The sequence below is a fragment of the Azospirillum brasilense genome (assembly GCF_003349955.1).
Taxonomy (GTDB): domain Bacteria; phylum Pseudomonadota; class Alphaproteobacteria; order Azospirillales; family Azospirillaceae; genus Azospirillum; species Azospirillum brasilense_B.
Genome location: NZ_QLKQ01000032.1, coordinates 1 through 24,514 on the forward strand (window position 1 = coordinate 1; position 24,514 = coordinate 24,514).

Here is a 24,514-nt window from a genome sequence, read left to right on the forward strand (position 1 = left end):
AAACTGACCTTGCGCTCTGAAGCACAACGTCAATAGTCTCGTCAGACAGGACCTAGTGCCGTTTCACTAAAGTGACAGTTTGGTTCCGTGAGACCCTACTCGCCACCGAGGCGCCTCAGCACGTCGTCGAGCTGGTCCAGCGTCTGGTAATGGATGGTGATGGAGCCGCCCTTGCCCTGGGGTGTGATGGCGACCTTCAACCCAATGCGGGCGGAGATCTCCTCCTCCAGGTTCACCAGATCGACGTCCTTGAGCGTCGGATCGGTGGCGGCGCCGCCCCGCCCTCCGCCGGCCTTCTTGGCCTTGACCGGCGCGCTGCCGCGCATCAGGTCCTCGGTCTGGCGGACGTTCAGGCCGCGCTTGACCACCTCGCGCGCCACCGACACCGGGTCGGCGGAGGTGAGCAGGGCGCGGGCGTGGCCGGCGCTGAGCGCCCCGTCCTGCACCATGCCCTTGACCGGGTCGGGCAGGGCGAGCAGACGCATCATGTTGGCGACGTGGCTGCGGCTCTTGCCAACCGAGCGCGCCAGATCCTCCTGCGTGTGCTCGAACTCCTCCATCAGCCGCTTGTAGCCCTCGGCCTCTTCGAGCGGCGTCAGATCCTGGCGCTGAATGTTCTCGATCAGCGCGATTTCCAGCGCTTCGCGATCCGACAGCTCGCGGATGACGACCGGCACCTCGTGCAGGCCGGCGATCTGGGCAGCGCGCCAGCGACGCTCGCCGGCAATCAGCTCGTAAGAGTTGGTCGTCTCCGAATCCCGGCGAACGAGCAGGGGCTGAAGGATGCCCTTGTCGCGGATCGACTCGACCAGCCCCTGCAGCGCCTCGTCGTCGAAGGTGCGGCGCGGCTGGTACTTGCCGGGATGGATGAACTCAATGGGCACCTGCTTGGACTGGCGCACCTTGTCGAGCGCGGAGTAGTCCTCGGCCGCCTCGCCGAACAGGGCGGACAGGCCACGGCCCAGGCTGGCGCGGCGGGCACCGCCGTCCGAACGTTTGGTATCCTCCATCACGCGCTCAGCCTCTTCTCACGGCGCAGCACCTCGCCCGCCAGATGGATGTATGCCTGCGACCCGGGGCAGCGCATGTCGTAGATCAGCACCGGCTTGCCGTGGGACGGCGCCTCCGAGACCTTCACGTTCCGCGGGATGACGGTGTCGTAGACCTTCTCTCCGAAGAAGCCGCGCACGTCGGCGGCCACCATGTCGGACAGGTTGTTGCGCTTGTCGAACATGGTCAGCACGACGCCATGGATGTCCAGATCGGGGTTGAAGGCGCGCTTCACCCGCTCGATGGTGCGGACAAGGTGACTGAGGCCCTCCAGCGCGTAGAACTCGCACTGCAGCGGCACCATCACGGCGTGGGACGCGACCAGCGCGTTCAGCGTCAGCAGGCCGAGCGCCGGCGGGCAGTCGATCAGCACGTAGTCGTATTCCAACGCGCTCTTGTCGACCGCCTCGCGCAGCCGGAACTCGCGCCGCTCGGAGGTGACCAGCTCGACCTCGGCGCCGGACAGATCGACGGAGGAGGTGATGATCGACAGGTTCGGCACCGTCGACACCGTCGCGGCGTCCTCCAGCGGCATGCCGTCGAACAGCACGTCGTAGATGCCGACACGACGCTCGGCGCGCGGGATGCCGAGGCCGGTGGAGGCGTTGCCCTGGGGATCGAGATCGATCACCAGGACGCGCTTGCCGATGGCGGCCAGAGCGGTTGCCAGATTGATGGTGGTCGTGGTCTTGCCCACGCCGCCTTTCTGATTGGCAATCGATATGACGCGAGCGGAAGGAAAAGCGGAGGGCATGTCAGCCTCGCGGGAAGCGTCGGAGCGGGAATGCATCAGGGTCGCGGTCTTAGACACGGGCGATACCACTCACACGCAGGATGGTTCCGGTGGGGTCGGTGCGGCTGTCGAAGCGCTCGACCCGCATCTTCCAATATTTGGTGGTATCGGTCAATTCGTCCGCCACATTTTGCCCCTTGGGAAACAGTGCCGCACCCCGGTCCTGGACAAAGGGATGGGCCCAGCTCAGCAGGTCGTTCAGCGGCGCGAGAGCGCGGGCCGTCACCACGTCGGCGGCGATCGGCGGCACCGCCTCGATCCGCTTGTTGTGCACGGTGACCGACGCTCCGGCGACCCGCGCCGCCTCGCGCAGGAAGGCGCATTTGCGGGAGTCGCTTTCCACCAGATGCACCTCCGGCACGCCCAGGATGGCGAGGACGAGGCCGGGGAAGCCGGCCCCGCTGCCGAGATCGACCAGCACCCGAGTGCCGTCGGGCAGCAGCGGGAACAGCTGGGCGGAGTCGAGGAAGTGGCGGCGCCAGGCGTCGGGCAGAGTGGAGGGGCCGACGAGGTTGATCTTCGGCTGCCACTTGCGCAGCGTTGCCTCGTAGGCGGCAAGGCGGTCCAGCGTTTCACGTGAAACACCGGTCTCCGCCTGGAAGGCCGCGGCATCGAACAGGCTCATCAGACGGCCACCTTCATATCGCGCCGTTTCACGTGGCGGAGCAGGGCGACCAGCGCCGCCGGGGTCATGCCGGGAATGCGGGCCGCCGCGCCCAGGGTCGCCGGACGGGCTTGCCGCAGCTTCTGCCGAATTTCCGCTGACAGGCTGCCGATGCTGTCGGGGTCCAGATCATCGGGAAGCTCAAGCGCCTCGTCCTTGCGGAAGGCACGGATGTCAGCCTCCTGCCGGTCGAGATAGCCGGCGTATTTGCCGTCGATCTCCAGCTGCTCGACAACATCGGCGGGGATCGCCGCCAGCTCCGGCCACAGCCGGGCGAGGGTGGCGAGGTCGAGGTCCGGGTAGCGCAGCAGATCGGCGGCGGTCCGGCGCACCCCGTCCTGGTTGACCGCTATGCCCTGCCGCTGCAGCTCCGCCGGGGTGGCCTGGAGGGCGCGCACCAGAGCGCGACCGGCGGACAGCGCCTCGGCCTTCGCCGTGAAGGCGTCGCGCCGCGCCGACCCGACGCAACCAATCGCCAGCCCCTTCGCCGTCAGCCGCTGGTCGGCGTTGTCGGCGCGTAGGATCAGCCGATACTCGGCACGCGAGGTGAACATGCGGTAGGGCTCGTTGGTGCCCCGGGTGATCAGGTCATCGACCAGAACCCCGATGTAGGCGTCGGCGCGGTCGAGCACGAAGCCCTCCGCCGAGCCGCCGGCCAGCAGGGCGGCGTTGATGCCGGCCATCAGGCCCTGCGCCGCCGCTTCCTCGTAGCCGGTGGTGCCGTTGATCTGACCGGCGAAGAACAGGCCGGGGGCCCGGCGGGTCTCCAGCGTCGGCTTCAGCTCACGCGGGTCCACGAAGTCGTACTCAATGGCGTAGCCGGGGCGGATCATCACCGCGCGTTCCAGCCCCGGCATCGTCTTCAGGAAGCCGAGCTGGACGTCGCGCGGCAGGGAGGTCGAGATGCCGTTCGGATAGACCGTGTCGTCGTCCAACCCCTCCGGCTCCAGGAAGATCTGGTGGCGCTCCTTGTCGGCGAAGCGGACGACCTTGTCTTCGATGGACGGGCAGTAGCGCGGGCCGGTGCTCTGGATCTGGCCGGAATACATCGGCGCGCGGTGGAGGTTGCCGCGAATCAGCGCGTGCATCTCCAGCGTCGTCCAGGTGATCGCGCAGTCGATCTGCGGCGTGTCGATACGGTCGGTCAGGTAGGAGAAGGGCGGGGGCGGCGTGTCGCCCGGCTGCTTCTCCAGAGCGGCCCAATCGATGGTCTTGCCGTCGAGACGCGGCGGGGTGCCGGTCTTCAGCCGGCCGAGCGGAAAGCCGAGACGCGCCAACGTGTCGGACAGGCCGATGGACGGCGCCTCGCCGACGCGACCCGCCGGGGTGGTTTCCTCACCGATGTGGATCAGGCCGCGCAGGAAGGTGCCGGTGGTCAGCACCACGCTTCCCGCCGCGAGGGTCTCGCCGGAACCGGTCACCACGCCGGTGACCCGCCCATCCTCGCCAATGGTAAGGTCCTCGGCGCCACCGGCCTCGATGGACAGGTTCGCTTGTTCCGCGAGGATCGCCTGCACAGCCTGCCGGTAGAGCTTGCGGTCGGCCTGGGCGCGCGGGCCGCGGACGGCCGGTCCCTTGCTGCGGTTCAGGATGCGGAATTGGATGCCGCCGCGGTCGATGGCGCGGGCCATGACGCCGTCGAGCGCGTCGATCTCGCGCACCAGATGCCCTTTCGCCAACCCGCCGATGGCCGGGTTGCAGGACATCTCACCGATGGTGTCCAGCTTGTGGGTGAGCAGCAGGGTGCGCGCACCCATGCGCGCCGCGGCGGCGGCAGCCTCGCAACCGGCGTGGCCTCCGCCGACAACAATGACGTCGAACGTTCGCATGGCCGGACCATAGCCGAGTCAGCGCCGGACGCCAAGCGCCGCGACGCAGCACGGCCGGTGTTTCACGTGAAACAGGGGGACGCGGCACGTTTGTCACGCCCCCGCTTGGCTCACTTGCCGATGCAGAAATCCCGGAAGATCACATCCAACAGGTCTTCGACATCGACCCGCCCGGTGATGCGGCCGAGGGCGCGGCTCGCCAGACGCACATCCTCGGCCATCAGCTCCGGCAGAGGGGCGGTCAAGGCCCGGCGCAGGGCGTCCCGGCACTCCTCCAAGGCGGAGCGGTGACGGGCGCGGGTCAGGGCGGGAGCGCCACTGCCGGCCAGACGGTCGGCGGTAAACGCCGTCAAACGCCGCTCCAACTCCGGCAGGCCGGCGCCGGTCCGGGCCGAGACGGCCACCGCCTCCCAGCCGCCAACTGTCGGCACCGCGGCATCGACGACGTCCGTCTTGTTCAGGACCACCACCGTGTCCTTGTCGAGCAGCGCGACCGTCGCCGGGTCGAGCGCGGGCAGGGCGGTTGCGTCGAACACGGCGACCTTCACGTCGGCGCGGGCGGCGCGGTCCAGCGCGCGACGGATGCCTTCCTCCTCCACCTCGTCGGCGGCGGCCTCGCGCAGGCCCGCCGTGTCGGCCAAAACCACCGGGTAGCCGCCGAGGTCGAGATGGACTTCGATCACGTCGCGCGTGGTGCCGGCGCGGGCCGAGACGATGGCGGCCTCGCGGCGGGCGAGGGCGTTCAGCAGGCTCGACTTGCCGGCGTTGGGCGCACCGACGATGGCGATGTGCAGACCCTCGCGCAGCCGCTCCCCACGTCCACGGTCGTCGAGATGGGCGTCGATCTCCGAGGCGAGGGCGTCCAGCACGGGACGCGCCGCGTCCGAGACACCCGAGGGCAGGTCCTCGTCGGGGAAATCGATGTCGGCCTCGATGTGGGCCAGCGACCGGGTCAGCCGCTCGCGCCAACCGTCGTAGAGTGTGCCGAGCGCGCCTTCCATCTGGCGCAGGGCCTGACGGCGCTGGGCGGAGGTCTCGGCGTCCACGAGGTCGGCGACCGCCTCGGCCTCGGTCAGGTCGAGCTTGCCGTTTTCGAAGGCGCGGCGGGTGAACTCGCCGGGCTCGGCGACGCGCAGACCGGGCCGGGCGGAGAGTGCCTCGACCACGCCGGCCACCACGGCGCGCCCGCCGTGCAAATGCAGCTCCACCACGTCTTCGCCGGTGAAGCTGCGGGGGGCGGTGAAGCGCAGGACCAGGGCGTCGTCCAGCGCCTCTCCGGTCTGCGGGTCGCGCAGCCGGACCAGGGTGGCCATGCGGGGTTCGGGCAGCGGCTTGCCGGTCAGGGCGGCGAGGGCGTCGCCGGAGGCCGGGCCCGAAACGCGAACCACCGCCACACCGGCGCGGCCGGGGGCGGTGGCGAGGGCGAAGATCGTCGGGATCATCGTGCCAGACATCATCGTGCCGGTTCCGGAACGATCAGCCGACCTGTTCCGGCAGCAATTCTTTTTGTTCCGGCTTCAGCATGAGCCGCTCGACACGGCCGCCACCGATCAGATGCGTCTCCAGGATCGCGTCCACGTCGGCGAAGGAATGGTAGGTGTACCAGATGCCCTCCGGATAGACGACCAGCACCGGACCCAACTCGCACCGGTCCAGGCAGCCGGCGGCGTTGATGCGCACACGGCCGTCCAGACCCAGCTCGCGGGCGCGCGCCTTCATATAGTCGCGGAGCTTTTCGGACCCCCGGGCGGCGCAGGAGCCGCGCTTGTTGCCGTCGGGGCGGCGGTTGGTGCAGGAGAAAACATGGGCTTCGAAATAGGGCTTCGGATCGGTCACTTGCGTCCATCCTGTCCCATGGCGGCGGCCATCTGGGACCAAAACATTTTCTGAAGCTGCTCCATGCCCTGAATTCCCGCCGGCAGCCACGTCTTCATCATCGTCTCCGGGTCCATGGCGAGCAGGGAGGCCTGCATGCGGTCCTGGATCTCCTGCATCATGGCGTCCTGCATGGGCTTCACGTCGGGAAGACCCAGGAAGTGGCGCGCCTCCTCGGGTGTGCAGTCGATGTCGATGGTGATCTTCATGGCCCCATTCCCTTGGAAGGCGCGCGGTGCGCGGGAAATTAAGGGTTGAGCGCCGCTTCGGCTCATGCCCCACTATACAGATAGGAAGCCCTGGCGCAACGGCACCGCCGCGCCAGTTTATTCCCAACCACGCCACAGACCGGAAACGCCTGCGATGCCCGCGAACCTGCTTGGCCGGGAGACCAGCCCCTACCTGCTTCAGCACAAGGACAACCCCGTCCATTGGATGGCCTGGGGCCGCGACGCCTTCGAACGGGCCAAGCGCGAGAACAAGCCCGTGCTGCTGTCGGTCGGCTACGCCGCCTGTCACTGGTGCCACGTGATGGCGCACGAGAGCTTCGAGAACCCCGAGATCGCCGGGCTGATGAACGAGCTGTTCGTCAACATCAAGGTGGACCGGGAGGAACGGCCGGACGTCGACCAGATCTATCAGTCCGCCCTGGCGATGCTGGGGCAGCAGGGCGGCTGGCCGCTGACCATGTTCCTGACGCCGGAGGCCGAGCCCTTCTGGGGCGGCACCTACTTCCCGCCGGCCTCGCGCTACGGGCGGCCCGGCTTCCCCGACGTGCTGCGCGGCGTGGCGGAGACCTACCGCAACAAGCCGGAGAACGTCACCCGCAACGTCGCCGCGCTGAAGGACGCGCTGGGCAAGCTGGCCGAGAACCGGGCGGCGGGGGAGGTCGATCTCACCATGCTGGACCAGATCGCCGACCGGCTGGTTCGCGAGGTCGATCCCTTCCACGGCGGCATCGGGCACGCCCCGAAATTCCCGCAGGTGCCGATCTTCACCCTGCTCTGGCGGGCCTGGCTGCGCACCGGCAAGGAGCCGTACCGCGAGGCGGTCACCAACACTCTGGCCCACATGGGCCAGGGCGGAATCTACGACCATCTGGGCGGCGGCTTCGCCCGCTACTCGGTGGACGAGATGTGGCTGGTGCCGCATTTCGAGAAGATGCTCTACGACAACGCCCAGCTCCTCGACCTGATGACCCTGGTCTGGCAGGCCGAGCGGGAGCCGCTGTTCGAGGCGCGCATCCGGGAAACGGTAGGCTGGGTGCTGCGCGAGATGATCGCCGAGGGCGGCGGCTTCGCGGCGACCCAGGACGCCGACAGCGAGGGCGAGGAGGGCCTCTTCTACATTTGGAACGAGGAGGAGATCGACCGGCTCCTCGGCTCCGGCGCCGAGGTCTTCAAGCGCGCCTATGGCGTCACGCCGCAGGGCAATTGGGAGGGGGCGACCATTCTCAACCGCCTGCACCGCATCGAGGCGCTGGACGCCGAGACCGAGGCCACGCTGGCCGAACAGCGGGCGATCCTCTGGCGGGAGCGCGAAAAGCGGATCAAGCCGGGCTGGGACGACAAGGTGCTGGCCGACTGGAACGGCCTGATGATCGCGGCGCTCGCCCAGGCCGGCATGGTCTTTGACGAGCCGGAATGGATCACGGCGGCGCAGCGCGCCTATGCCTTCGTCCGCGACCGCATGACCGAGGACGGGCGCCTGCTGCACAGCTGGCGGGCCGGACAGCTCAAGCACCGGGCGACGCTGGACGACTACGCCCACATGGCGCGCGGCGCGCTCGCCCTGCACGAGGCGACCGGCGATGCGGAGCCGCTGGAACGGGCGCGGACCTGGGTGCGGGTGCTCGACGCGCATTTCTGGGACTCCCAGGCCGGCGGCTACTTCTACACGGCGGACGACGCGGACGACCTGATCGTCCGCACCAAGTCGGCCGGCGACGCGGCGACGCCCAGCGGCAACGGCACCATGCTGGCCGTGCTGGCGACGCTGCACCACCGCACCGGCGAGGACGCCTATCGGGAGCGGGCGGACGCCTTGGCCGCCGCCTTCTCCGGCGAACTGAGCCGCAACTTCTTTCCACTGCCGACCTATCTGAACGCGGCGGAGCTTCTCCGGAAGGCCCAGCAGATCGTCATCGTCGGCGAGCCGCAGGCAGCGGACACGGCGGCGCTGCGCCGGGCGGTGCTCGACCGGCCGCTTCCCGACCGCATCCTCACCGTCCTGCCGCCGGGGACCGATCTGCCCGCCGGGCATCCGGCGCACGGCAAGGGCATGCAGGGCGGGGCGGCGACCGCCTATGTCTGCTCCGGCATGACCTGCTCCCCGCCGGTGACCGCGCCCAACGCGCTGGGTGCCGCCCTGAGCCGGAGATGACCGATATGGCGCAGACCCTCAAAAACCCGGCCATCGGCAGCTTGACCGTCGACAGCCCGCTAGGCCTGCTGACCCTGACCAGCGCCGCCGGCGCCATCGTCGCGCTCGACTGGGGACGGCTGGGCGACGACCGGCCGGACCCGGTTCTGGAGGAGGCGGCGCGCCAGCTCCGCGACTATTTCGCCGGGACGCGGTTGGATTTCGACCTGCCGCTGTCCCCCCGCGGGACGGCCTTCCGGCAAAAGGTCTGGGCGGCGATGCAAGCCATTCCCTACGGCGGCGTCCTGACCTACGGCGACGTCGCGCGGCTGCTGGAGACGGCGCCGCGGGCCGTCGGCGGGGCCTGCGGGGCCAACCCGATCCCGGTGATCATCCCCTGCCACCGCATCGTCGGCGGCGGCGGGGCGCCCGGCGGCTATTCCGGCCTGGGCGGCCTGCGGACCAAGGACTGGCTGCTCCGCCACGAGCGGCGGTACCGGGTGACAGCGGAACAGGCCGGCGATACGCTGGAGCTTCAGCTTCTATAAGAAGGGAAGGGACCGACCACCATGGTTCACGCGATCCGCATCCACGAGTACGGCGGACCCGAGGCACTGCGCTGGGACGAGATCGAGGTGGGCGACCCCGGCCCCGGTCAGGTGCGGCTGCGCCAGACGGCCGTCGGGCTGAACTACATCGACACCTATCACCGCTCCGGCGCCTACAAGCTGCCGCAGCTTCCCGCCATCATCGGGACCGAGGGCGCCGGCGTGGTCGAGGCCGTGGGGCCGGACGTGACGACGCTGAAGCCCGGCGACCGGGTGGGCTACGCGCCGCTGATCGGCGCCTACGCCGAATCCCGCCTCGCCCCGGCCGACCGGCTGATCCCGCTGCCGAGCTGGATCGAGGACCGGCAGGCCGCCGCCATGCTGCTCCAGGGCATGACCGCGCAATTCCTCCTGCGCTCCACCTACGCGGTGCAGCCGGGCGACACCATCCTGGTCCAGGCCGCCGCGGGCGGCGTCGGCCAGATCCTCTGCCAGTGGGCGAAGCATCTGGGCGCCACCGTGATCGGCACGGTCAGCAGCGACGAGAAGGCGGAGCTGGCCCGCGCCGCCGGCTGCGACCATCCCATCGTCTACACGCGCGAGAACTTCGTGAACCGCGTGAAGGACCTGACGGACGGGCAGGGCGTGCCGGTGGTCTATGACGGCGTCGGCAAGACGACCTTCATGGACAGCCTCGACTGCCTGATGCCGCGCGGCTTCATGGTGCTGTTCGGCGCGGCGTCCGGGCCGGTCCCGCCGCTGGATCTCCAGGTGCTGGCGGCCAAGGGCTCGCTCTACGTCACGCGCCCGACCCTGTTCAGCTATGTGTCCAAGCGCGACGACCTGATGGCCAGCGCCGCCGACCTGTTCGAGGTGGTGCACACCGGCGGGGTGACCATCAACGTCGGCCAGACCTTCGCGCTGCGCGACGCGGCCGAAGCCCACCGGGCGCTGGAGTCCCGCGCCACGACCGGCTCCACGGTGCTGCTGCCGTAAAGGGAGATGGTAAGTGGTGAGGGGTCCGGCACACGGGCATCCCCCTCACCCTAACCCTCTCCCCAGAGGGGAGAGGGGATTTTACTCGCTGGCCCAGAGCGGGTTCTTCAGCTTCTTGAGAAGCTCCGCATGGGCCGCCAGCTCCTCCTCGCTCGGCGCGTGGGCGCGCGGGGCGCGGTAGGGGCGGTCGATGCGGATCGCCGAGGGACCGCCCGTTGCCGGGCCGGAGGCCAGCGCCAGACCGGCCTGACGGCCGCCGCGCAGCTCCAGATACACCTCGGCCAGAAGCTGGGCGTCGAGAAGCGCGCCGTGGTAGGTGCGGCTGGAATTGTCGACGCCGAAGCGCTTGCAGAGCGCGTCCAGGGTGGCCGGCGCGCCGGGGAACTTCTGCCGCGCCATCAGCAGCGTGTCGATGGCCCGGTCCTTCGGCATCACCGGATAGCCGGCGATCCGCATCTCCCAGTTCAGGAAGTGCATGTCGAAGGCCGCGTTGTGGATCACTAGCGGCGCGTCGCCGATGAAGGCCACGAACTCCGCCACCACGTCGTTGAACAGCGGCTTGTCCGACAGGAACTCCGTCGTCAGCCCGTGCACCGCCACGGCGTCCGGCGGCACGTCGCGCTCCGGGTTGACGTAGCAGTGGAAGGTCTTGCCGGTGGCGACGTGGTTGTGCAGTTCGACGCAGCCGATTTCGATCAGCCGGTGCCCTTCCTCGGGCTTGAAGCCGGTCGTTTCCGTATCGAGGACGATCTCACGCATGAACCACCTGTCCGGGCTGGTATCCCCGCGGCGGCCATTGCCGTCCGCGGCGCCGCTTCACGTCGGCGAGGATGTTGCGCAGCGCCCGCCGGGTGGCCCGCCGTCCGTCGCCGGTGGTGACGACGTGGTCGGCGCGCCGCCGCTTCTCCGCGTCGGGCATCTGCCGGGCCAGAATAGCGGCGAACTTGTCCGGCGTCATGCCCGGCCGCGCCAGCACCCGTGACTTCTGCACGAGGAAGGGGGCGGTGACGACCACGCTGCGGTCCACCTTGCGCTCCCCGCCGGTCTCGAACAGCAGGGGGATGTCCAGCACCGCCACGCGGACGCGGCGGCGCGCCGCCTGCTTCAGAAAGCGACGCTGTGCCGCCTGCACCGCCGGGTGGAGGATCGCCTCCAGCCGCTTCAGCGCCGCCGGGTTGCCGAACACCGCAGCACCCAGCGCCCGCCGGTCCACCGCACCATCCACCACGACGCCGGGGAAGGCCGCCGCGATGGCCGGCACCGCCGCGCCGTGGCGCCCCAGCAGGCCGTGCACCACGGCGTCGCTGTCGCAGACCGGCGCGCCCATGCGCTTCAGCATGCGCGCCGCCGTGCTCTTGCCCATGCCGATGGAGCCGGTCAGTCCCAAGACGATCATCGCGCGCCCTCAACCCTGGAGAACGGCCGCCTTCAGCCCCTCGGTCACCTCCGGCTCCCGGCCGAACCAGGCGGCGAAGCCGGGGCGGGCCTGATGGAGCAGCATGCCGACGCCGTCCACCACCCGGTTGCCGCGCGCCTGCGCGGCGGTCAGAAGCGGGGTCATCAGGGGCGTGTAGACGATGTCGGTGACGACGGCCGAACCGGGCAGGGCGCGCAAGTCCAGCTCAAGCGGCGGTTGGCCCGCCATGCCCTGGGTCGTCGTGTTCACCACCAGAGTTGCGCCTTCGAGAAGCGTTTCACGTGAAACCCAATCGGCGGTCTCGATGGCGCCTCCAATATCCGCCGCCAGTTCGTCGGCCCGCGCCCGCGTGCGGTTGACCAGCCAGACCCGCGGAGCACCCTCGTCGAGGAGAGAGGCGACCACGGCCCGCGCCGCGCCGCCGGCCCCGATGACCAGCGCCGGCCCGTCCGATGCCTTCCAGCCCGGGACACCGCTTCTCAGGTTCTCGATGAAACCGAAGCCATCGGTGTTGCGGCCCTCCAGCGTCCCGTCCTCGCCGACCACGATGGTGTTGACAGCACCCATCCGCCTGGCGGTGGCGTCCAGCCGATCGACCGTGCGGTAGGCGGCCTCCTTGTGCGGCACCGTGACGTTGCAACCGCGGAAGCCGAGCGCGGGCAGGGCGCGGATGGCCTGCTCGATGCGGTCGGGCGGCACCGCCAGCGGCACATAGGCGCCGTCGATGCCGTATTGGTCCAGCCAATAGCCGTGCAGCCGGGGCGAGCGCGAATGGCCGATCGGCCAGCCCATCACACCGGCCAGCTTCGCCTTGCCGCTGATCGTCATTCCGCAATCACCCCATGCACCCGCAGGAACCCGAGCAGCGGCAGCAGCGGCAGCCCGAGGATCGTGAAGAAGTCGCCGTCCACCCGGTGGAAGAGCTGCGCGCCCAAGCCTTCGAGGTGATAGGCGCCGACCGACCCCAACACGTCGTCGCCCGCCGCGTTGAGGTAGGATTCCAGAAAGGCGTCGCTGAAGGGGCGCATGGTCAGGCGGGCGCGGTCCACATGGTGCCACAGCCGCTCGCCGTCGCGGATGACCACGGCGCAGCTGACCAGCCGGTGCGCCTTGCCGCGCAGGTCCTGCAGCTGGGCTCGCGCAGCGTCGCGATCGGCCGGCTTGTCGAACCAGCGGCCCTCGCACTCCAGCATCTGGTCGGCGCCGATCACCAGGGCGCCCGGATGCTTGCGGGTGACGCGCTGCGCCTTCAGCTCGGCCAAGGCTTCGGCCACATCCTCGACCGGGGCACCCTCGGCGCGGGCGGCCAGCTTGATCTCCTCCTCGTCCACCGCGGCGGGGGCGAGGGTGACGCGCACCCCGGCGCGCTCCAGCATCTCCGCCCGGGTGCGGGAACCGGAGGCGAGGACGACGGTGGGAATCGCTCCGCTCACGTCAGGGGCCCCTCGGGGACGACGCCGGGCAGGCCGCCGGTCTGGCGGCGGGCGAGCAGCATCATGATCTCCGCCGCCGTCTCCTCGATGGAGCGGCGCGACACGTCGATCACCGGCCAGCCGCGCCGGGTGAACATGCGCCGGGCGTCGGTGACCTCGGCGCGCACCACCTCCGGATCGACGTAGGTCGAGGACTCGTTCTGGTTCAGCAGCTTCAGCCGGTTGCGGCGGATCTGCACCAGACGGTCCGGGTCCTTGGTCAGGCCGACGACCAGCGGCCGGGTCAGCTTCTCGATCTCCGGCGGCATCGGGCAACCGGGGACGATCGGGATGTTCGCCGCCTTGATGCCACGGTTCGCCAGATAGATGCAGGTCGGCGTCTTCGACGTGCGCGACACGCCCATCAGGATCACGTCGGCCTCGTGCAGATCCCAGCTCGACTGGCCGTCGTCGTGCGCCAGCGCGAAGTCCATCGCGTCCATGCGCCCGAAATACTCGGCGTCCAAGGCGTGCTGGCGGCCGGGCTGGCGCTGCGATTCCACGCCGAGGAAGGCGGCCAGCGCGTTGATCAACGGATCGAGCACCGGGATGCAGGGGACCTGCACCTCGCGGCAGAAGTCCTGAAGGCGGCGGCGCAGCTTCTCGTCCACCAGCGTGAACATGACGAGGCCGCGATTCTCCTGGACGCCCTCCAGAACCATGTCGAGCTGACGCTCGGTCCGCACGAGATTCCAGAAATGCTCGACCGGGCGAACATCGTCGAACTGGATGACGCAGGCGCGGGCGACGCTGTTGATCGTCTCGCCGGTCGCGTCCGACACAAGATGCAGGTGGAACTGTCTCATCCGTCCCCAACGTGTTGTGGAGAACCCGTCCGAATCTGTGGACAACGGGGATCTCCTGGATTCTGTCCCTCGGGGCGGGACTCGTCGCCCCCGCTGGCGCCCCCTTCGGGACAATCCGCGCGCCCTCTCCGGAACATGGGTACAATGACTCCCGCGGACCATGTTATCCACGGGATTCCCAGGCTTCCCGGTATAGCATTTCCGCCGTTTCCGGCGAAAGCGTCCGGAGTCGTCCACAGAATCCGATTTTCGTCCACAGCGCGCCGTCCGGCCTGTGGACGATTCGGCGCAAAGCGGGGATTCCCGTTTTCCACAGGCACCCACCACCCCTTCTTCCTTTCTCTCTTTAAAAAGAATACTGAGTAGAGGGGAGACAACCCGCAGACCCGATTCACTCATAGGGGAACGATCCGCCGTGTCCGAGGCCGTGACCAAGATTGCCAAGCCGATGCTCGCCGCCCTCGCCGGCGAGGTGCGTCCGCGCCCGCCCTTCTGGCTGATGCGCCAGGCCGGCCGTTACCTGCCGGAATATCGGGAATTGCGCGCCAAGGCCGGCAGCTTCCTGGACATGTGCTACAACCCCGACCACGCGGTGGAGGTAACCCTGCAACCGCTGCGCCGCTACGACATGGACGCAGCGATTCTGTTCTCCGACATCCTGGTGGTGCCGCACGCCCTGGGCCAGCCGCTGGCCTTCCTGGAGGGCGAGGGGCCGAAACTGGACCCTGTGAGAAGCGTGGAAGACCTCAAGCGCCTGTCGCGCGATCGCTTCCACGAACGGCTGGAGCCGGTCTACGAGACCGTCCGCCGCCTCTCCAGCGCGATTCCGGCGCACACCACGCTGATCGGCTTTGCAGGGGCGCCCTGGACCATCGCCTGCTACATGGTCGAAGGGGCCGGGTCCAAGGAGTACGCGCACGTCAAGCGCTGGGCCTACGGCGATCCCGCCGGATTCGGCGCGCTGATGGATCTGCTGGTCGAGGTGACCGCCGATTATCTGTGCACCCAGATCGAGGCCGGGGCCGAGGTGGTGCAGCTGTTCGACAGCTGGGCGGGCGTCCTGCCGGCCGGCGAATTCCGCCGCTGGGTGATCGAGCCGACGCGGCGGATCGTCGATCTCATCAAGGCGCGCCACCCCGCGATTCCGGTCATCGGTTTCCCGCGCGGTGCGGGCCTCTCCTATGAGGACTACGTGGTGGGCAGTGGAGTGGATGCGGTCGGGCTCGACACCACCGTCCCGGTGGCTTGGGCGGCCGGGAATCTGCAATCCAAGTTGCCGGTGCAGGGCAACCTCGACCCGATCATGCTCGCCGCCGGTGGCGAGGCCCTGCGCACCGCTGCGTCGGAGATTCTGGAGACGCTCGCCGGCAAGCCCTTCGTCTTCAACCTGGGGCACGGCGTGATCCAGACCACCCCGCCGGACCACGTGGCGGAACTGGCCCGTCTGATCAAGGACTGGCCGAACCGGGGCTGAGGCACCGCACGGTTTGAAAAAGCGCGCAACGGGAAGGGAAGGGGATTCCAGTGCTTTATCTCTGGGTCAAGGCTCTGCACGTCATCAGCATCATCGCCTGGATGGCCGGGCTTCTCTATCTGCCGCGGCTGTTCGTCTACCATTGCGAGACGGCACGGGGCTCGGACTCCTCGGAGCGCTTCAAGGTGATGGAGCGCCGCCTGCTGCGCGCCATCATGAATCCGGCGATGGGCGCCGCCTACCTGTTCGGAATCGCGATGATCGTGATGGAGCCGGCCTGGATGAAGCAGGGATGGCTGCACGCCAAGCTGCTGTTCGTCCTGGCGCTGACCGGCACGCACATGATGATGGCGCGCTGGCGCAAGGACTTCGAGGCGGACCGCAACACCCGCCCGCAGCGCTTCTTCCGCATGTGGAACGAGGCGCCGACCCTGCTGATGATCGGCATCGTCATCTTCGTGATCGTGAAGCCCTTCTGACGGGAAGGGGCAGGGCGATGGCCGGCACGGGCCGGCCACCGCCCCTTGACGTAATAACAAGCGTAATTACATCCTGTGCCGATCCAGCGCGGAGATCGCCATGCACACCACCAAACTGACCAAGGTCGGCAATTCCACCGGACTTACCCTGCCGCGCGACGTGCTGGCGGCGGCCGACCTTCAGCGCGGCGACGCGGTGTCCGTCGAGGTGCGCGAGGGCCGCATCGAGATCTCGAAGACCGACGACGGCTACAACCGCGCCATGGACATCGGCCGGCGCTTCTCCGCGCGCTACCGTCGCACCATGGACATCCTGTCCAAGTAAGCCGGCGTGGACCAGCCGACGATCCAGGGACGTCCCTACGTCAACCCGCCGCTCCAGGCGCTGCTCGACCTGCACGGCGAACTGCTGCTGGAACATGGCGGCGCGCCCGGCATGCGCGACCTCGGGGCGTTGGAAGCGTCACTGGCTCGTCCCTACCAGCTCATCGCCTATGGTGACGACCGGCTGACCATTTTCGATCTGGCCGCCGCGCTGTGCGTCAGCGTCTGCCGCAATCACCCCTTCGTGGACGGAAACAAGCGCGCCGCGTTCGTGGCGCTGGGCCTGTGTCTCGGCCTGAACGGCTTCGAACTGGATGCGGCGGAGCGGGAGGCCGCGGACACCATTCTGGCGCTTGCCGCCGGCAGATTGAGCGAAGAGGCGTTCCGCGACTGGGTCGCCGACCATTGCTACGACATCGGCTTCCACGACATGGGCGGCCCGGAATCGTAGGGGCGGTCAGCCCCGCCGCTCCATCACCCGGCGGGTGACCGCCTTCTCCGCCTCCACCGCCAGGAAGATCGCCAGACCGGCGGCCGTCATGGCCACCCATTGGGTCCAGTCCACCGCCGCCGTGCCGAACAGGCTCTGCAGGGGCGGGGCGTAGGTGAAGGCGAGCTGGAAGACCAGCATCAGCCCGATGGCGATCCACACCGCGCGGCTGCCGAACAGCCCCCGCCGGTTCAGCACCGGGGCGGTGACCGCCCGGGCGTTCAGCAGGAAGAAGATCTCCCCCATCACCAGCGCGTTGACGGCCATGGTGCGGGCGACCGGCGTCGGGTCGCCGTGGCCTTCGTGCAGCAGGAAGAAACCGAAGCTGGTCGCGACCAGAAGCGCCATCACCAGCACCATGCGCCCGATCAGGAAGCCGGGCAGGATCGGCTCGTTCTTGGGGCGGGGCGGGCGCCTCATCACCGCGGCTTCCGGCGGCTCGAAGGCCAGCGCCAGGCCCAACGTCACCGCCGTCACCATGTTGACCCAGAGAATCTGGACGGGCGTAATCGGCAGCGTGTAGCCGGCCAGCACGGCGACCAGGATCACCAGCGCCTGGGCGCCGTTGGTCGGCAGCATGAACAGGATCGTCTTGCGCAGATTGTCGTAGACGGTCCGCCCTTCCTCCACGGCGTGGGTGATGGAGGCGAAGTTGTCGTCGGCCAGCACCATGCTGGCGGCCTCCTTCGCGGCCTCCGTCCCCTTGCAGCCCATGGCGACGCCGACGTCGGCGCGCTTCAGAGCGGGGGCGTCGTTCACCCCGTCGCCGGTCATGGCGACCGTGTAGCCCGCCGCCTGAAGCGCGCGGACGAGGCGCAGCTTGTGCTCCGGCGTGGTGCGGGCGAAGACGTCGGCATCGCGCGCCACGGCGACCAGCGCCGTGTCGTCCAGCCGGTCCAGCTCGGTTCCCGACACCGCGTCGCCCGACAGATTGAATTGCCGGCCGATGGCCTGGGCGGTGCCGGCGTGGTCGCCGGTGATCATCTTGACGCGGATTCCCGCCGCCTGGCACTCGGCCACCGCCGCCACCGCCTCCTCGCGCGCCGGGTCGATGAAGCCGCACAGGCCGAGCAGGGTCAGCCCCTCCCGCACGTCGTCCATGTCGAGCACGGTCTGGCCGGGCAAGGCGGGGCGGGCGGCAAGCGCCAGGACGCGCTGGCCGCCTGCCGCCAGATCCTCCACCCGCGCCAGCCAATGGGCCATGTCCAGCGGCGCGGTGCCGCCGTCCGCGGCCCGTACGCGCGCACACATGGACAGCACGCGCTCCGGCGCGCCCTTGACGTACAGCAGCCCGTGCCCCTCGTGGTCGTGGTGCAGGGTGGCCATGTACTTGTGTTCGGATTCGAAGGGGATGACGTCCGTACGCGGGCGACGGACGGCCTCCTCCCGCGCGTCCAGCCCGGCCTTCATGCCGAGCGCCAGCAGGGCGCCGTCGGTCGGGTCGCCGGCCACCGTCCAGCCCTCCTCGCCCCGCTGAAGCTCGGCGTCGTTGCAGAGCAGGGCGGCGCGGGCCAGCTCGGTCAGGACGGGATCGGCAGCGGGGTCCAGGGCCTTGCCGTCGCGGCGGAACTCGCCCTCGGGACGGTAACCAGTGCCGGTCACCGCGCAATCGCCCGCCGCGGTCACCACGGTCTGCACGACAAGCTCGTTGCGGGTCAGCGTGCCTGTCTTGTCGGAGCAGATGATCCCGACCGAACCCAGCGTCTCCACCGCCGGCAGGCGGCGGATGATGGCGTTGCGCCGGGCCATGCGGGTGACGCCGATGGCCAGCGTGATCGTCATCACCGCGGGCAGCCCTTCCGGAATCGCCGCCACCGCCAGACCGACGGCGGCCATGACCATCTCCGGCCAGGGCTCCCCCTGGACCAGCGAACCGTAGAGGAAGGTCAGGGCGGTCAGCGCCAGGATGCCGATGGTCAGCCAGCGTCCGAAAACGGCCATCTGGGCGAGCAGCGGCGTGGTCAGCTCCTCCACGCCCGCCAGGAGCGTGCCGATGCGCCCCAGCTCCGTCCGGTCCCCCGTGGCCACCACGACGCCGGTGGCCTGTCCCTGGGCGACCAGCGTGCCGGAATAAGCCATGCCGCCGCGCTCCGCGAGGGGAGCATCCACGGCCACCGCGTCGGCGCTCTTGGCGACCGGCACGGATTCCCCGGTCAGCGCCGCCTCCTGCACGCGCAGGCCCTTGACGCGGACCAGCCGCAGGTCCGCCGGCACCTTGTCGCCCGAGGCCAGAATCACGTGGTCGCCGGGCACCAGGTCCTCCGCCGGAACGGTGACCTGATGGCCGCCGCGCAGCACCACCGCCTGCGGCGACAGCATGCTGCGGATGGCGTCCAGCGCCTGCTCCGCCTTGCCCTCCTGGACATAGCCGATGGCGGCGTTGATCAGCACGACGCCGGCGATCACCGCGGCGTCCACGAACTCGCCCAGCAGCACCGTGACGACTCCCGCGCCGATCAGCACGTAGATCAGCAAATTGTCGAACTGCGCCAGGAAGCGCATCAGCGCCGACCGGCGGGGCGGCGGGGTCAGCCGGTTGGGGCCGTACCGCCGCCGGCGTTCCGCCGCCTCGTCGGGCGTCAGCCCGTCGTCGGGGCTGTCCAGCGCGGCCAAAGCCTGGTCCGGGGGCTGGGCGTGCCAGGGCAGGGGGGCGGTGGAGGCTTCGGGAGCAACGATGGTTCCGGGTCCGGAACGGTCATGCGGGCTCATGATGTCAACCTAACCGTTTCTGTCCTGCCAAACCGTTTCTGTCCTGAACGCCCAGGTCGTGGCCCGGTGGCCTGGATAACAGGGGATGCGGCATCGTGACCCGGATGAGATGACCCGGAGGGGGACGCGCAAGAATCCACCCCATTTCCAAGAATTCGCTTTCATTTGACTTGCGGACGGCGTTCCGCTAACCATCTTTCCCACCACGGGGCGGCAAGCCTCGCGGGCACCCATCCCACATCCGCCGTTCCGTCCCTCCCCAACGATCTGGGCGCGACGTCCGACAGGCATTCCCAGCCTTCAGCGCCGTTCGACGCTCAACCGACGCACCCTGCGCCGGCCCGGGACCTCTGGCACTCCCCCTCGCATGACCGATTCCCTTAAGGCACCCCCATGCATCTCCAAGAGCTGAAGTGCAAGAGCCCCGCCGAACTGCTGGCGTTCGCGGAGGAACTGCAGATCGAGAACGCCAGCACGCTGCGCAAGCAGGACATGATGTTCGCCATCCTCAAGCAGTTGGCGGAAAACGATGTTCCGATCTATGGCGACGGCGTGCTCGAGGTTCTTCAGGACGGCTTCGGGTTCCTGCGCTCGCCGGAGGCCAATTATCTTCCCGGCCCCGACGACATCTACGTCAGCCCCAGCCAAGTGCGCCGCTTCAGCCTGCGCACCGGCGACACGGTCGAGGGGCAGATCCGCGCGCCCAAGGACGGCGAGCGCTACTTCGCCCTTCTCAAGGTCAACACGATCAACTTCGATGCGCCGGACAAGGTCCGCCACCGCATCAACTTCGACAACCTGACCCCGCTCTACCCGGAAGAGCGGCTGCGCATGGAAGTCGACGACCCGACCAAGAAGAACTACACGGGCCGCATCATCGACCTCGTGGCGCCGCTGGGCAAGGGCCAGCGCGGGCTGATCGTCGCCCCGCCGCGCACCGGCAAGACGGTGATGCTGCAGAACATCGCCCATTCCATCGCGACCAACCACCCGGAAGCCTATCTGATCGTCCTGCTGATCGACGAGCGTCCGGAAGAGGTGACCGACATGGCCCGCTCCGTGCGGGGCGAGGTCATCAGCTCCACCTTCGACGAGCCGGCGACGCGCCACGTCCAGGTCGCCGAGATGGTCATCGAGAAGGCCAAGCGGCTGGTCGAGCACAAGCGCGACGTGGTCATCCTGCTGGACTCCATCACCCGTCTGGCCCGCGCCTACAACACCGTCGTTCCCTCCTCGGGCAAGGTGCTGACCGGCGGCGTGGACGCCAACGCGCTGCAGCGCCCGAAGCGCTTCTTCGGTGCGGCCCGCAACATTGAGGAGGGCGGCTCGCTGACCATCATCGCGACCGCGCTGATCGACACCGGCAGCCGCATGGACGAGGTGATCTTCGAAGAGTTCAAGGGCACCGGCAACTCGGAAATCGTGCTGGACCGCAAGCTTTCCGACAAGCGCACCTTCCCGGCCATCGACATCTCCAAGTCGGGCACCCGCAAGGAGGAGCTGCTGGTCGACAAGGGCACCATCTCGAAGATGTGGATCCTGCGCCGCATCCTGATGCCGATGGGCGTGACCGACGCGGTGGACTTCCTGGTCGACAAGCTGAAGCACACCAAGTCGAACTCGGAATTCTTCGAGTCCATGAATCAGTAGTCTGCGGCCATTTTCCCCCATCCGGTCCAAGGGTGGGGGAGGGCACGAAAAAAGGCGGGAGGCCCGATGGAGCCTCCCGCCTTTTTGTTTGTCCGAAACCGATGGCCCGGATCAGAACGGTGCCGTCAGGACCGCGTCATCAGAACGGCGGCATCAGAACGGCGACTGCGGCGCCTCTTCGGCCTGGGCCTGCTGACCGGCGGTCTGGCGGCGGTACAGGTCGACGAAGTCGATCGGGTTGATCATCAGCGGCGGGAAGCCGCCGTCCTGGGTGCAGCCGGCGACGATGGCGCGGGCGAACGGGAAGAGCATCCGCGGCGCCTCGATCAGCAGCACCGGGCGGTGATGCTCCTGCGGCAGGCCGGGAAGCTGGAACAGGCCGCCGTAGGCGACTTCGACCAGGAAGGCGGTCGCCTCGGCCTGCTTGGCCTCGCAATGCAGCTTCAGCACGACCTCGTAGACGTCCTCGCCCATCGGCTGGACCTGCACGTCCACGCCGATGTTGACCTGCGGCTGCGGCTGGCCGGGCAGCAGGCTCTGCGGGGCGTTGGGGTTCTCGAAGGACAGGTCCTTCACATACTGCGCCAGCACATGCATCGGCAGCGACGAGGCGGCTTCCTGATCTTGACCGTTGATCTGCTGATCGGACATGGACAACTCCTGGCCGCGGGGCGGCATCACGATGGAAAGGTCTTCAAGACCCGCTGGCTAGCACGGATTTGCTGGCTCCACAAAGTGAAACCGGCGTGTTTCACCCGCGGTCGTTGCGGTGGGGCGAACCGGGCGGCGCCCAGCGGGAGTCGCCCAGCTTCGGCATGTCGTCCGGACCGTCGCGGTCCGCCGGACCGGCGCCTTCCGGGCGGCCGCCGTCGGGGTCGACCTCCTGGTAATCGACGTCGATCACGCCCGGCGGCGGGCGGTTGCCTGGACCGCCATGGGGGCCGTTCGGATCGCCGGCGTTCCAGCCCTGGCCGCCTGCCTGACCGCCCATGCGGCCGTGCATCTGGAAGGAGGCAGCACCCTTCATACGGTCGAACAGCCAGCGGCCCAGAGCGTTGCGGATCGGGCGCACGAACAGAAGGATTCCGACGACGTCCGTCAGGAATCCGGGGATGATCAGCAGCAGACCGGCGACGACGACACAGAACCCCTCGAACACCGCGCCGACCGGGCTCTCGCCGCGCTCCGCCGACTGCTGCGCGCGCTTCAGCACGGACAGGCCCTGCCAGCGGATCAGCACGGACCCCAGGATGGCGGACAGGATGACCAGCCCGACCGTCGGACCGGCGCCAATCCAGTCGCCGACCTCGATGAAGGTCGCGATTTCCGCGATCGGCAGCAAAAGGAACAACAGCAACAGTGGATTCATGGCCGTCCTTGCTCTTTCAACCCCGAGGGCCTATCTACACCAGGGTACGTCACCCGATCTTTGGTTGGAAGAACAGCTCCGGCACGGGTCATCGGGTGGAATCCTCGGCGGAGAGGGCGAGCTGGGACTTGGTCCCGGCACCGTTCCGGTACACTTAATGCTCACCCGCCGGAGGGTCCAGTAGAGGATCAAGCGGGGCCGGTGATTTCGGGGCCGGCCTTCAGTCACCCGGAAGGATGGATGATGGGAGATGGGTTTGTGTTCGTCGAGATCCTGATCTTCGCGATGATCGCGGCGTTTCTCGTGTACCGGCTGCGCAGCGTGCTCGGCCGCCGCACCGGTGAGGAACGTCAGCGGCCGAACCCCTTCACGGCCCGCCCCAACAACCAGCCCGACAACGTGGTGGCGATGCCCAACCGCGAGCGGCCCGTGCCGAACGCCGCCCCGTCGCCCGACGAGCCGGTGTCGCTGGCCACCGCGCTGGAACAGATCAAGGCCGCCGACCCCAGCTTCGACGAGAAGTATTTCCTGCAGGGCGCCCGCGGCGCCTTCCAGATGATCGTGGAGGCCTTCGCCAAGGGCGACACGGCCACGCTGCGCCCGCTGCTCTCGGACGAGGTCTACGACAACTTCGCCCGCGCGGTGCGCGAGCGCCAAGCGGCCGGCGAGACGCTGGAGACCCGCATCGAGACGATCACCGACGCCGACGTGGTGGAGGCCCGCATGGACGGCCGCACCGCCCTGGTCACGGTGAAGTTCGTGTCGGAGCAGATGAACGTCGTGCGCAACAGCGCTGGCGCCGTGGTGGACGGCGATCCGAACAGCGTGGTCGAGGCCGTGGACGTCTGGACCTTCGCCCGCAACACCCGCGCCGGCGACCCGAACTGGGCGCTCGTCGAAACCCGCACCCCTCAATGACCGATCGGTTCTGATGTTCTCTCTTCCGGTTGTTCGTCTCAGCGCCGCGGCAGTCCTTGCCGCGGCGTTTCTCATTGGCTGCGAGCGGAAGGAGGAGGAGGCCAAGGCGCCGCCGCCCCCGCCGCCCGAAAAGCTGGTCCTCATCCCCGTCGCCTTCACGGCGCTGCCCGGCTGGAGCGCCGACCGCGTGGCGGAGGCCGTCCCGGCCTTCCAGCGCTCCTGCGCGAAGGTCAGGGCCCTGGCCGCCGACCGCTCCATCGGCCCCGACGGGGTCGGCGGCAAGGCGGCGGACTGGCAGGGCCCCTGCGCCGAGCTGGCCAAGCTGCCGCCCGGCGACGACGCGGCGGCACGCGCCTATTTCGAGACGTGGTTCACCCCCTACGCCGCGGCCAACAACGCCGAGCGGCGCGGCCTCTTCACCGGCTATTACGAGGTCGAGCTGAAAGGCAGCCGGACGCCGGATCCGGCCTTTCCGGTGCCGCTCTACAAGCGTCCCGCCGATCTGGTGATGGTCGACCTCGGCGAGTTCGCCGACCGCTGGAGGGGCGAGCGCATCGCCGGGCGCGTCACCGCCGGCCGGCTGAAGCCCTTCGAGGACCGCGCGGCCATCGAGGCCGGGGCGCTCAGCGGCAAGGGGCTGGAGCTGGTCTGGCTGCAGGACCCCATCGCCACCTTCTTCCTGCACATCCAGGGGTCGGGCCGGGTCAGCTTCCCGGATGGGACCGAGACGCGCGTCGGCTACGCCGCCCAGAACGGCCACAAATACGTCGCCATCGGGCGGGAGCTGATCGACCGCGGCGCCCTGACGCGCGAGGAGGTGTCGCTCCAGACCATCCGCGCCTGGCTGCAGGCCAACCCCGGCGAGGCCGCGGCGCTGATGAACAAGAATCCTTCCTACGTCTTCTTCCAGGAGCTGAAGGGGGAGGGGCCGAACGGCGCCCAGAACGTCGCCCTGACGCCGGGGCGGAGCCTCGCCATCGATTCCAAGTTCCTGCCCTACGGCGTGCCGGTCTGGCTGGACGCCGAGGACCCGCAGGACGCCCAGACGCGCCTGCGCCGCCTGCTGATCGCCCAGGACACTGGCGGGGCCATCCGCGGCCCGGTCCGCGGCGACGTCTTCTGGGGCCACGGTCCGGAGGCGGAGGCCAAGGCCGGCGTGATGAAGAGCGCCGGGGAGTACTACGTCCTGCTGCCGAAGACCGTCGCTCCGGCGAGCTGACGGTCGCCTCTTTCCCCCGCCGCCCGTTTCCCCCCGCTGAGGAACCGAAGCGCAGCGGCTTCGGTTGTGTC

General features: G+C 69.0%; 25 protein-coding genes. 10 read left to right on the top strand and 15 right to left on the bottom strand.

Annotated elements, in window-relative coordinates; all coding sequences use genetic code 11:
- Positions 1 to 95 precede the first annotated feature (95 nt).
- From DXK32_RS15485 to DXK32_RS15515, 7 genes are all read right to left on the bottom strand, one after another.
- Positions 96 to 1,010, bottom strand: a complete 915-nt coding sequence (locus DXK32_RS15485) for a ParB/RepB/Spo0J family partition protein (protein WP_205215726.1) — start codon at positions 1,008 to 1,010, stop codon at positions 96 to 98.
- Positions 1,010 to 1,804 carry a ParA family protein gene (locus DXK32_RS15490; RefSeq protein ID WP_114859330.1) on the bottom strand — a complete coding sequence of 265 codons (795 nt, stop codon included), beginning with the start codon at positions 1,802 to 1,804 and terminating at the stop codon, positions 1,010 to 1,012. Before DXK32_RS15490 ends, DXK32_RS15485 begins: the two co-directional genes overlap by 1 nt.
- A gap of 49 nt (positions 1,805 to 1,853) precedes the next feature.
- The gene (gene rsmG, locus DXK32_RS15495; RefSeq protein WP_114859331.1) at positions 1,854 to 2,468 is read right to left on the bottom strand and encodes a 16S rRNA (guanine(527)-N(7))-methyltransferase RsmG; all 615 of its coding nucleotides are present in this window, start codon (positions 2,466 to 2,468) and stop codon (positions 1,854 to 1,856) included.
- Positions 2,468 to 4,336, bottom strand: coding sequence for a tRNA uridine-5-carboxymethylaminomethyl(34) synthesis enzyme MnmG (mnmG, locus tag DXK32_RS15500; RefSeq protein ID WP_114859332.1), 1,869 nt, complete (start codon positions 4,334 to 4,336; stop codon positions 2,468 to 2,470). Before mnmG ends, rsmG begins: the two co-directional genes overlap by 1 nt.
- Before the next feature lie 110 nt (positions 4,337 to 4,446).
- Entirely contained in the window at positions 4,447 to 5,778 is a 1,332-nt protein-coding gene (gene mnmE / locus DXK32_RS15505; protein ID WP_114859393.1) for a tRNA uridine-5-carboxymethylaminomethyl(34) synthesis GTPase MnmE, read from the bottom strand.
- A 34-nt stretch (positions 5,779 to 5,812) separates the two neighbouring features.
- Positions 5,813 to 6,172 (bottom strand): (2Fe-2S) ferredoxin domain-containing protein, encoded by a 360-nt coding sequence (locus tag DXK32_RS15510; protein WP_114859333.1) that lies wholly within the window; start codon positions 6,170 to 6,172, stop codon positions 5,813 to 5,815.
- Positions 6,169 to 6,420, bottom strand: coding sequence for a DUF6489 family protein (locus tag DXK32_RS15515; RefSeq protein ID WP_014238933.1), 252 nt, complete (start codon positions 6,418 to 6,420; stop codon positions 6,169 to 6,171). The genes DXK32_RS15510 and DXK32_RS15515 overlap by 4 nt, the downstream gene beginning before the upstream one ends.
- 154 nt (positions 6,421 to 6,574) lie before the next feature.
- Between DXK32_RS15515 and DXK32_RS15520 the strand changes: the two genes are divergently transcribed.
- Genes DXK32_RS15520 through DXK32_RS15530 form a run of 3 tightly spaced genes read left to right on the top strand, consistent with a single transcriptional unit; the run spans position 6,575 to position 10,116 of the window.
- Positions 6,575 to 8,593, top strand: a complete 2,019-nt coding sequence (locus DXK32_RS15520; RefSeq protein ID WP_114859334.1) for a thioredoxin domain-containing protein — start codon at positions 6,575 to 6,577, stop codon at positions 8,591 to 8,593.
- Positions 8,594 to 8,598: 5 nt separating this feature from the next.
- Positions 8,599 to 9,120, top strand: coding sequence for a methylated-DNA--[protein]-cysteine S-methyltransferase (locus DXK32_RS15525; RefSeq protein WP_114859335.1), 522 nt, complete (start codon positions 8,599 to 8,601; stop codon positions 9,118 to 9,120).
- Positions 9,121 to 9,141: 21 nt separating this feature from the next.
- Positions 9,142 to 10,116: a quinone oxidoreductase family protein gene (locus DXK32_RS15530; RefSeq protein WP_114859336.1), complete on the top strand. Its 975-nt coding sequence runs from the start codon at positions 9,142 to 9,144 to the stop codon at positions 10,114 to 10,116.
- An 81-nt stretch (positions 10,117 to 10,197) separates the two neighbouring features.
- Here the strand turns inward: DXK32_RS15530 and dnaQ are convergent, their stop codons facing one another.
- The 5 genes from dnaQ to DXK32_RS15555 are packed head-to-tail and all read right to left on the bottom strand — an operon-like array spanning position 10,198 to position 13,811.
- Positions 10,198 to 10,875 carry a DNA polymerase III subunit epsilon gene (dnaQ, locus tag DXK32_RS15535; RefSeq protein ID WP_114859337.1) on the bottom strand — a complete coding sequence of 226 codons (678 nt, stop codon included), beginning with the start codon at positions 10,873 to 10,875 and terminating at the stop codon, positions 10,198 to 10,200.
- Entirely contained in the window at positions 10,868 to 11,512 is a 645-nt protein-coding gene (coaE, locus tag DXK32_RS15540; protein WP_114859338.1) for a dephospho-CoA kinase, read from the bottom strand. Before coaE ends, dnaQ begins: the two co-directional genes overlap by 8 nt.
- 9 nt (positions 11,513 to 11,521) lie before the next feature.
- Positions 11,522 to 12,361 (bottom strand): shikimate dehydrogenase, encoded by an 840-nt coding sequence (locus DXK32_RS15545; protein ID WP_114859339.1) that lies wholly within the window; start codon positions 12,359 to 12,361, stop codon positions 11,522 to 11,524.
- Positions 12,358 to 12,966, bottom strand: coding sequence for a Maf family protein (locus DXK32_RS15550; protein WP_114859340.1), 609 nt, complete (start codon positions 12,964 to 12,966; stop codon positions 12,358 to 12,360). Before DXK32_RS15550 ends, DXK32_RS15545 begins: the two co-directional genes overlap by 4 nt.
- Positions 12,963 to 13,811, bottom strand: a complete 849-nt coding sequence (locus DXK32_RS15555; RefSeq protein ID WP_035670316.1) for a pyruvate, water dikinase regulatory protein — start codon at positions 13,809 to 13,811, stop codon at positions 12,963 to 12,965. The genes DXK32_RS15550 and DXK32_RS15555 overlap by 4 nt, the downstream gene beginning before the upstream one ends.
- Positions 13,812 to 14,259: 448 nt before the next feature.
- Between DXK32_RS15555 and hemE the strand changes: the two genes are divergently transcribed.
- From hemE to DXK32_RS15575, 4 genes are all read left to right on the top strand, one after another.
- The gene (gene hemE, locus DXK32_RS15560; RefSeq protein ID WP_114859394.1) at positions 14,260 to 15,285 is read left to right on the top strand and encodes a uroporphyrinogen decarboxylase; all 1,026 of its coding nucleotides are present in this window, start codon (positions 14,260 to 14,262) and stop codon (positions 15,283 to 15,285) included.
- 50 nt (positions 15,286 to 15,335) lie between these two features.
- Positions 15,336 to 15,764, top strand: a complete 429-nt coding sequence (hemJ, locus tag DXK32_RS15565; protein WP_114859341.1) for a protoporphyrinogen oxidase HemJ — start codon at positions 15,336 to 15,338, stop codon at positions 15,762 to 15,764.
- 100 nt (positions 15,765 to 15,864) lie between these two features.
- A complete protein-coding gene (locus tag DXK32_RS15570; protein ID WP_114859342.1) occupies positions 15,865 to 16,089 on the top strand; it encodes an AbrB/MazE/SpoVT family DNA-binding domain-containing protein in 225 nt (74 codons plus the stop codon).
- A gap of 6 nt (positions 16,090 to 16,095) precedes the next feature.
- Entirely contained in the window at positions 16,096 to 16,539 is a 444-nt protein-coding gene (locus DXK32_RS15575; protein WP_114859343.1) for a type II toxin-antitoxin system death-on-curing family toxin, read from the top strand.
- A 6-nt stretch (positions 16,540 to 16,545) separates the two neighbouring features.
- Here the strand turns inward: DXK32_RS15575 and DXK32_RS15580 are convergent, their stop codons facing one another.
- Positions 16,546 to 19,287: a cation-transporting P-type ATPase gene (locus DXK32_RS15580; RefSeq protein WP_114859344.1), complete on the bottom strand. Its 2,742-nt coding sequence runs from the start codon at positions 19,285 to 19,287 to the stop codon at positions 16,546 to 16,548.
- A 393-nt stretch (positions 19,288 to 19,680) separates the two neighbouring features.
- Here DXK32_RS15580 and rho point away from each other — a divergent pair, with 393 nt between their 5' ends.
- Positions 19,681 to 20,937 (top strand): transcription termination factor Rho, encoded by a 1,257-nt coding sequence (gene rho, locus DXK32_RS15585; protein WP_014238917.1) that lies wholly within the window; start codon positions 19,681 to 19,683, stop codon positions 20,935 to 20,937.
- Between the two features lie 153 nt (positions 20,938 to 21,090).
- On the opposite strand, the gene secB is transcribed toward rho, so the two are convergent.
- Together secB and DXK32_RS15595 are read right to left on the bottom strand one after the other, a co-directional pair.
- On the bottom strand, positions 21,091 to 21,588 hold the full coding sequence (secB, locus tag DXK32_RS15590) for a protein-export chaperone SecB (RefSeq protein ID WP_035670309.1): 498 nt from the start codon (positions 21,586 to 21,588) through the stop codon (positions 21,091 to 21,093).
- Positions 21,589 to 21,688: 100 nt separating this feature from the next.
- The gene (locus DXK32_RS15595) at positions 21,689 to 22,306 is read right to left on the bottom strand and encodes an FxsA family protein (RefSeq protein WP_114859345.1); all 618 of its coding nucleotides are present in this window, start codon (positions 22,304 to 22,306) and stop codon (positions 21,689 to 21,691) included.
- A gap of 243 nt (positions 22,307 to 22,549) precedes the next feature.
- Between DXK32_RS15595 and DXK32_RS15600 the strand changes: the two genes are divergently transcribed.
- A complete protein-coding gene (locus DXK32_RS15600; protein WP_038531572.1) occupies positions 22,550 to 23,224 on the top strand; it encodes a Tim44/TimA family putative adaptor protein in 675 nt (224 codons plus the stop codon).
- 13 nt (positions 23,225 to 23,237) lie between these two features.
- Positions 23,238 to 24,443, top strand: a complete 1,206-nt coding sequence (gene mltA / locus DXK32_RS15605; RefSeq protein WP_114859347.1) for a murein transglycosylase A — start codon at positions 23,238 to 23,240, stop codon at positions 24,441 to 24,443.
- Positions 24,444 to 24,514: the final 71 nt, after the last annotated feature.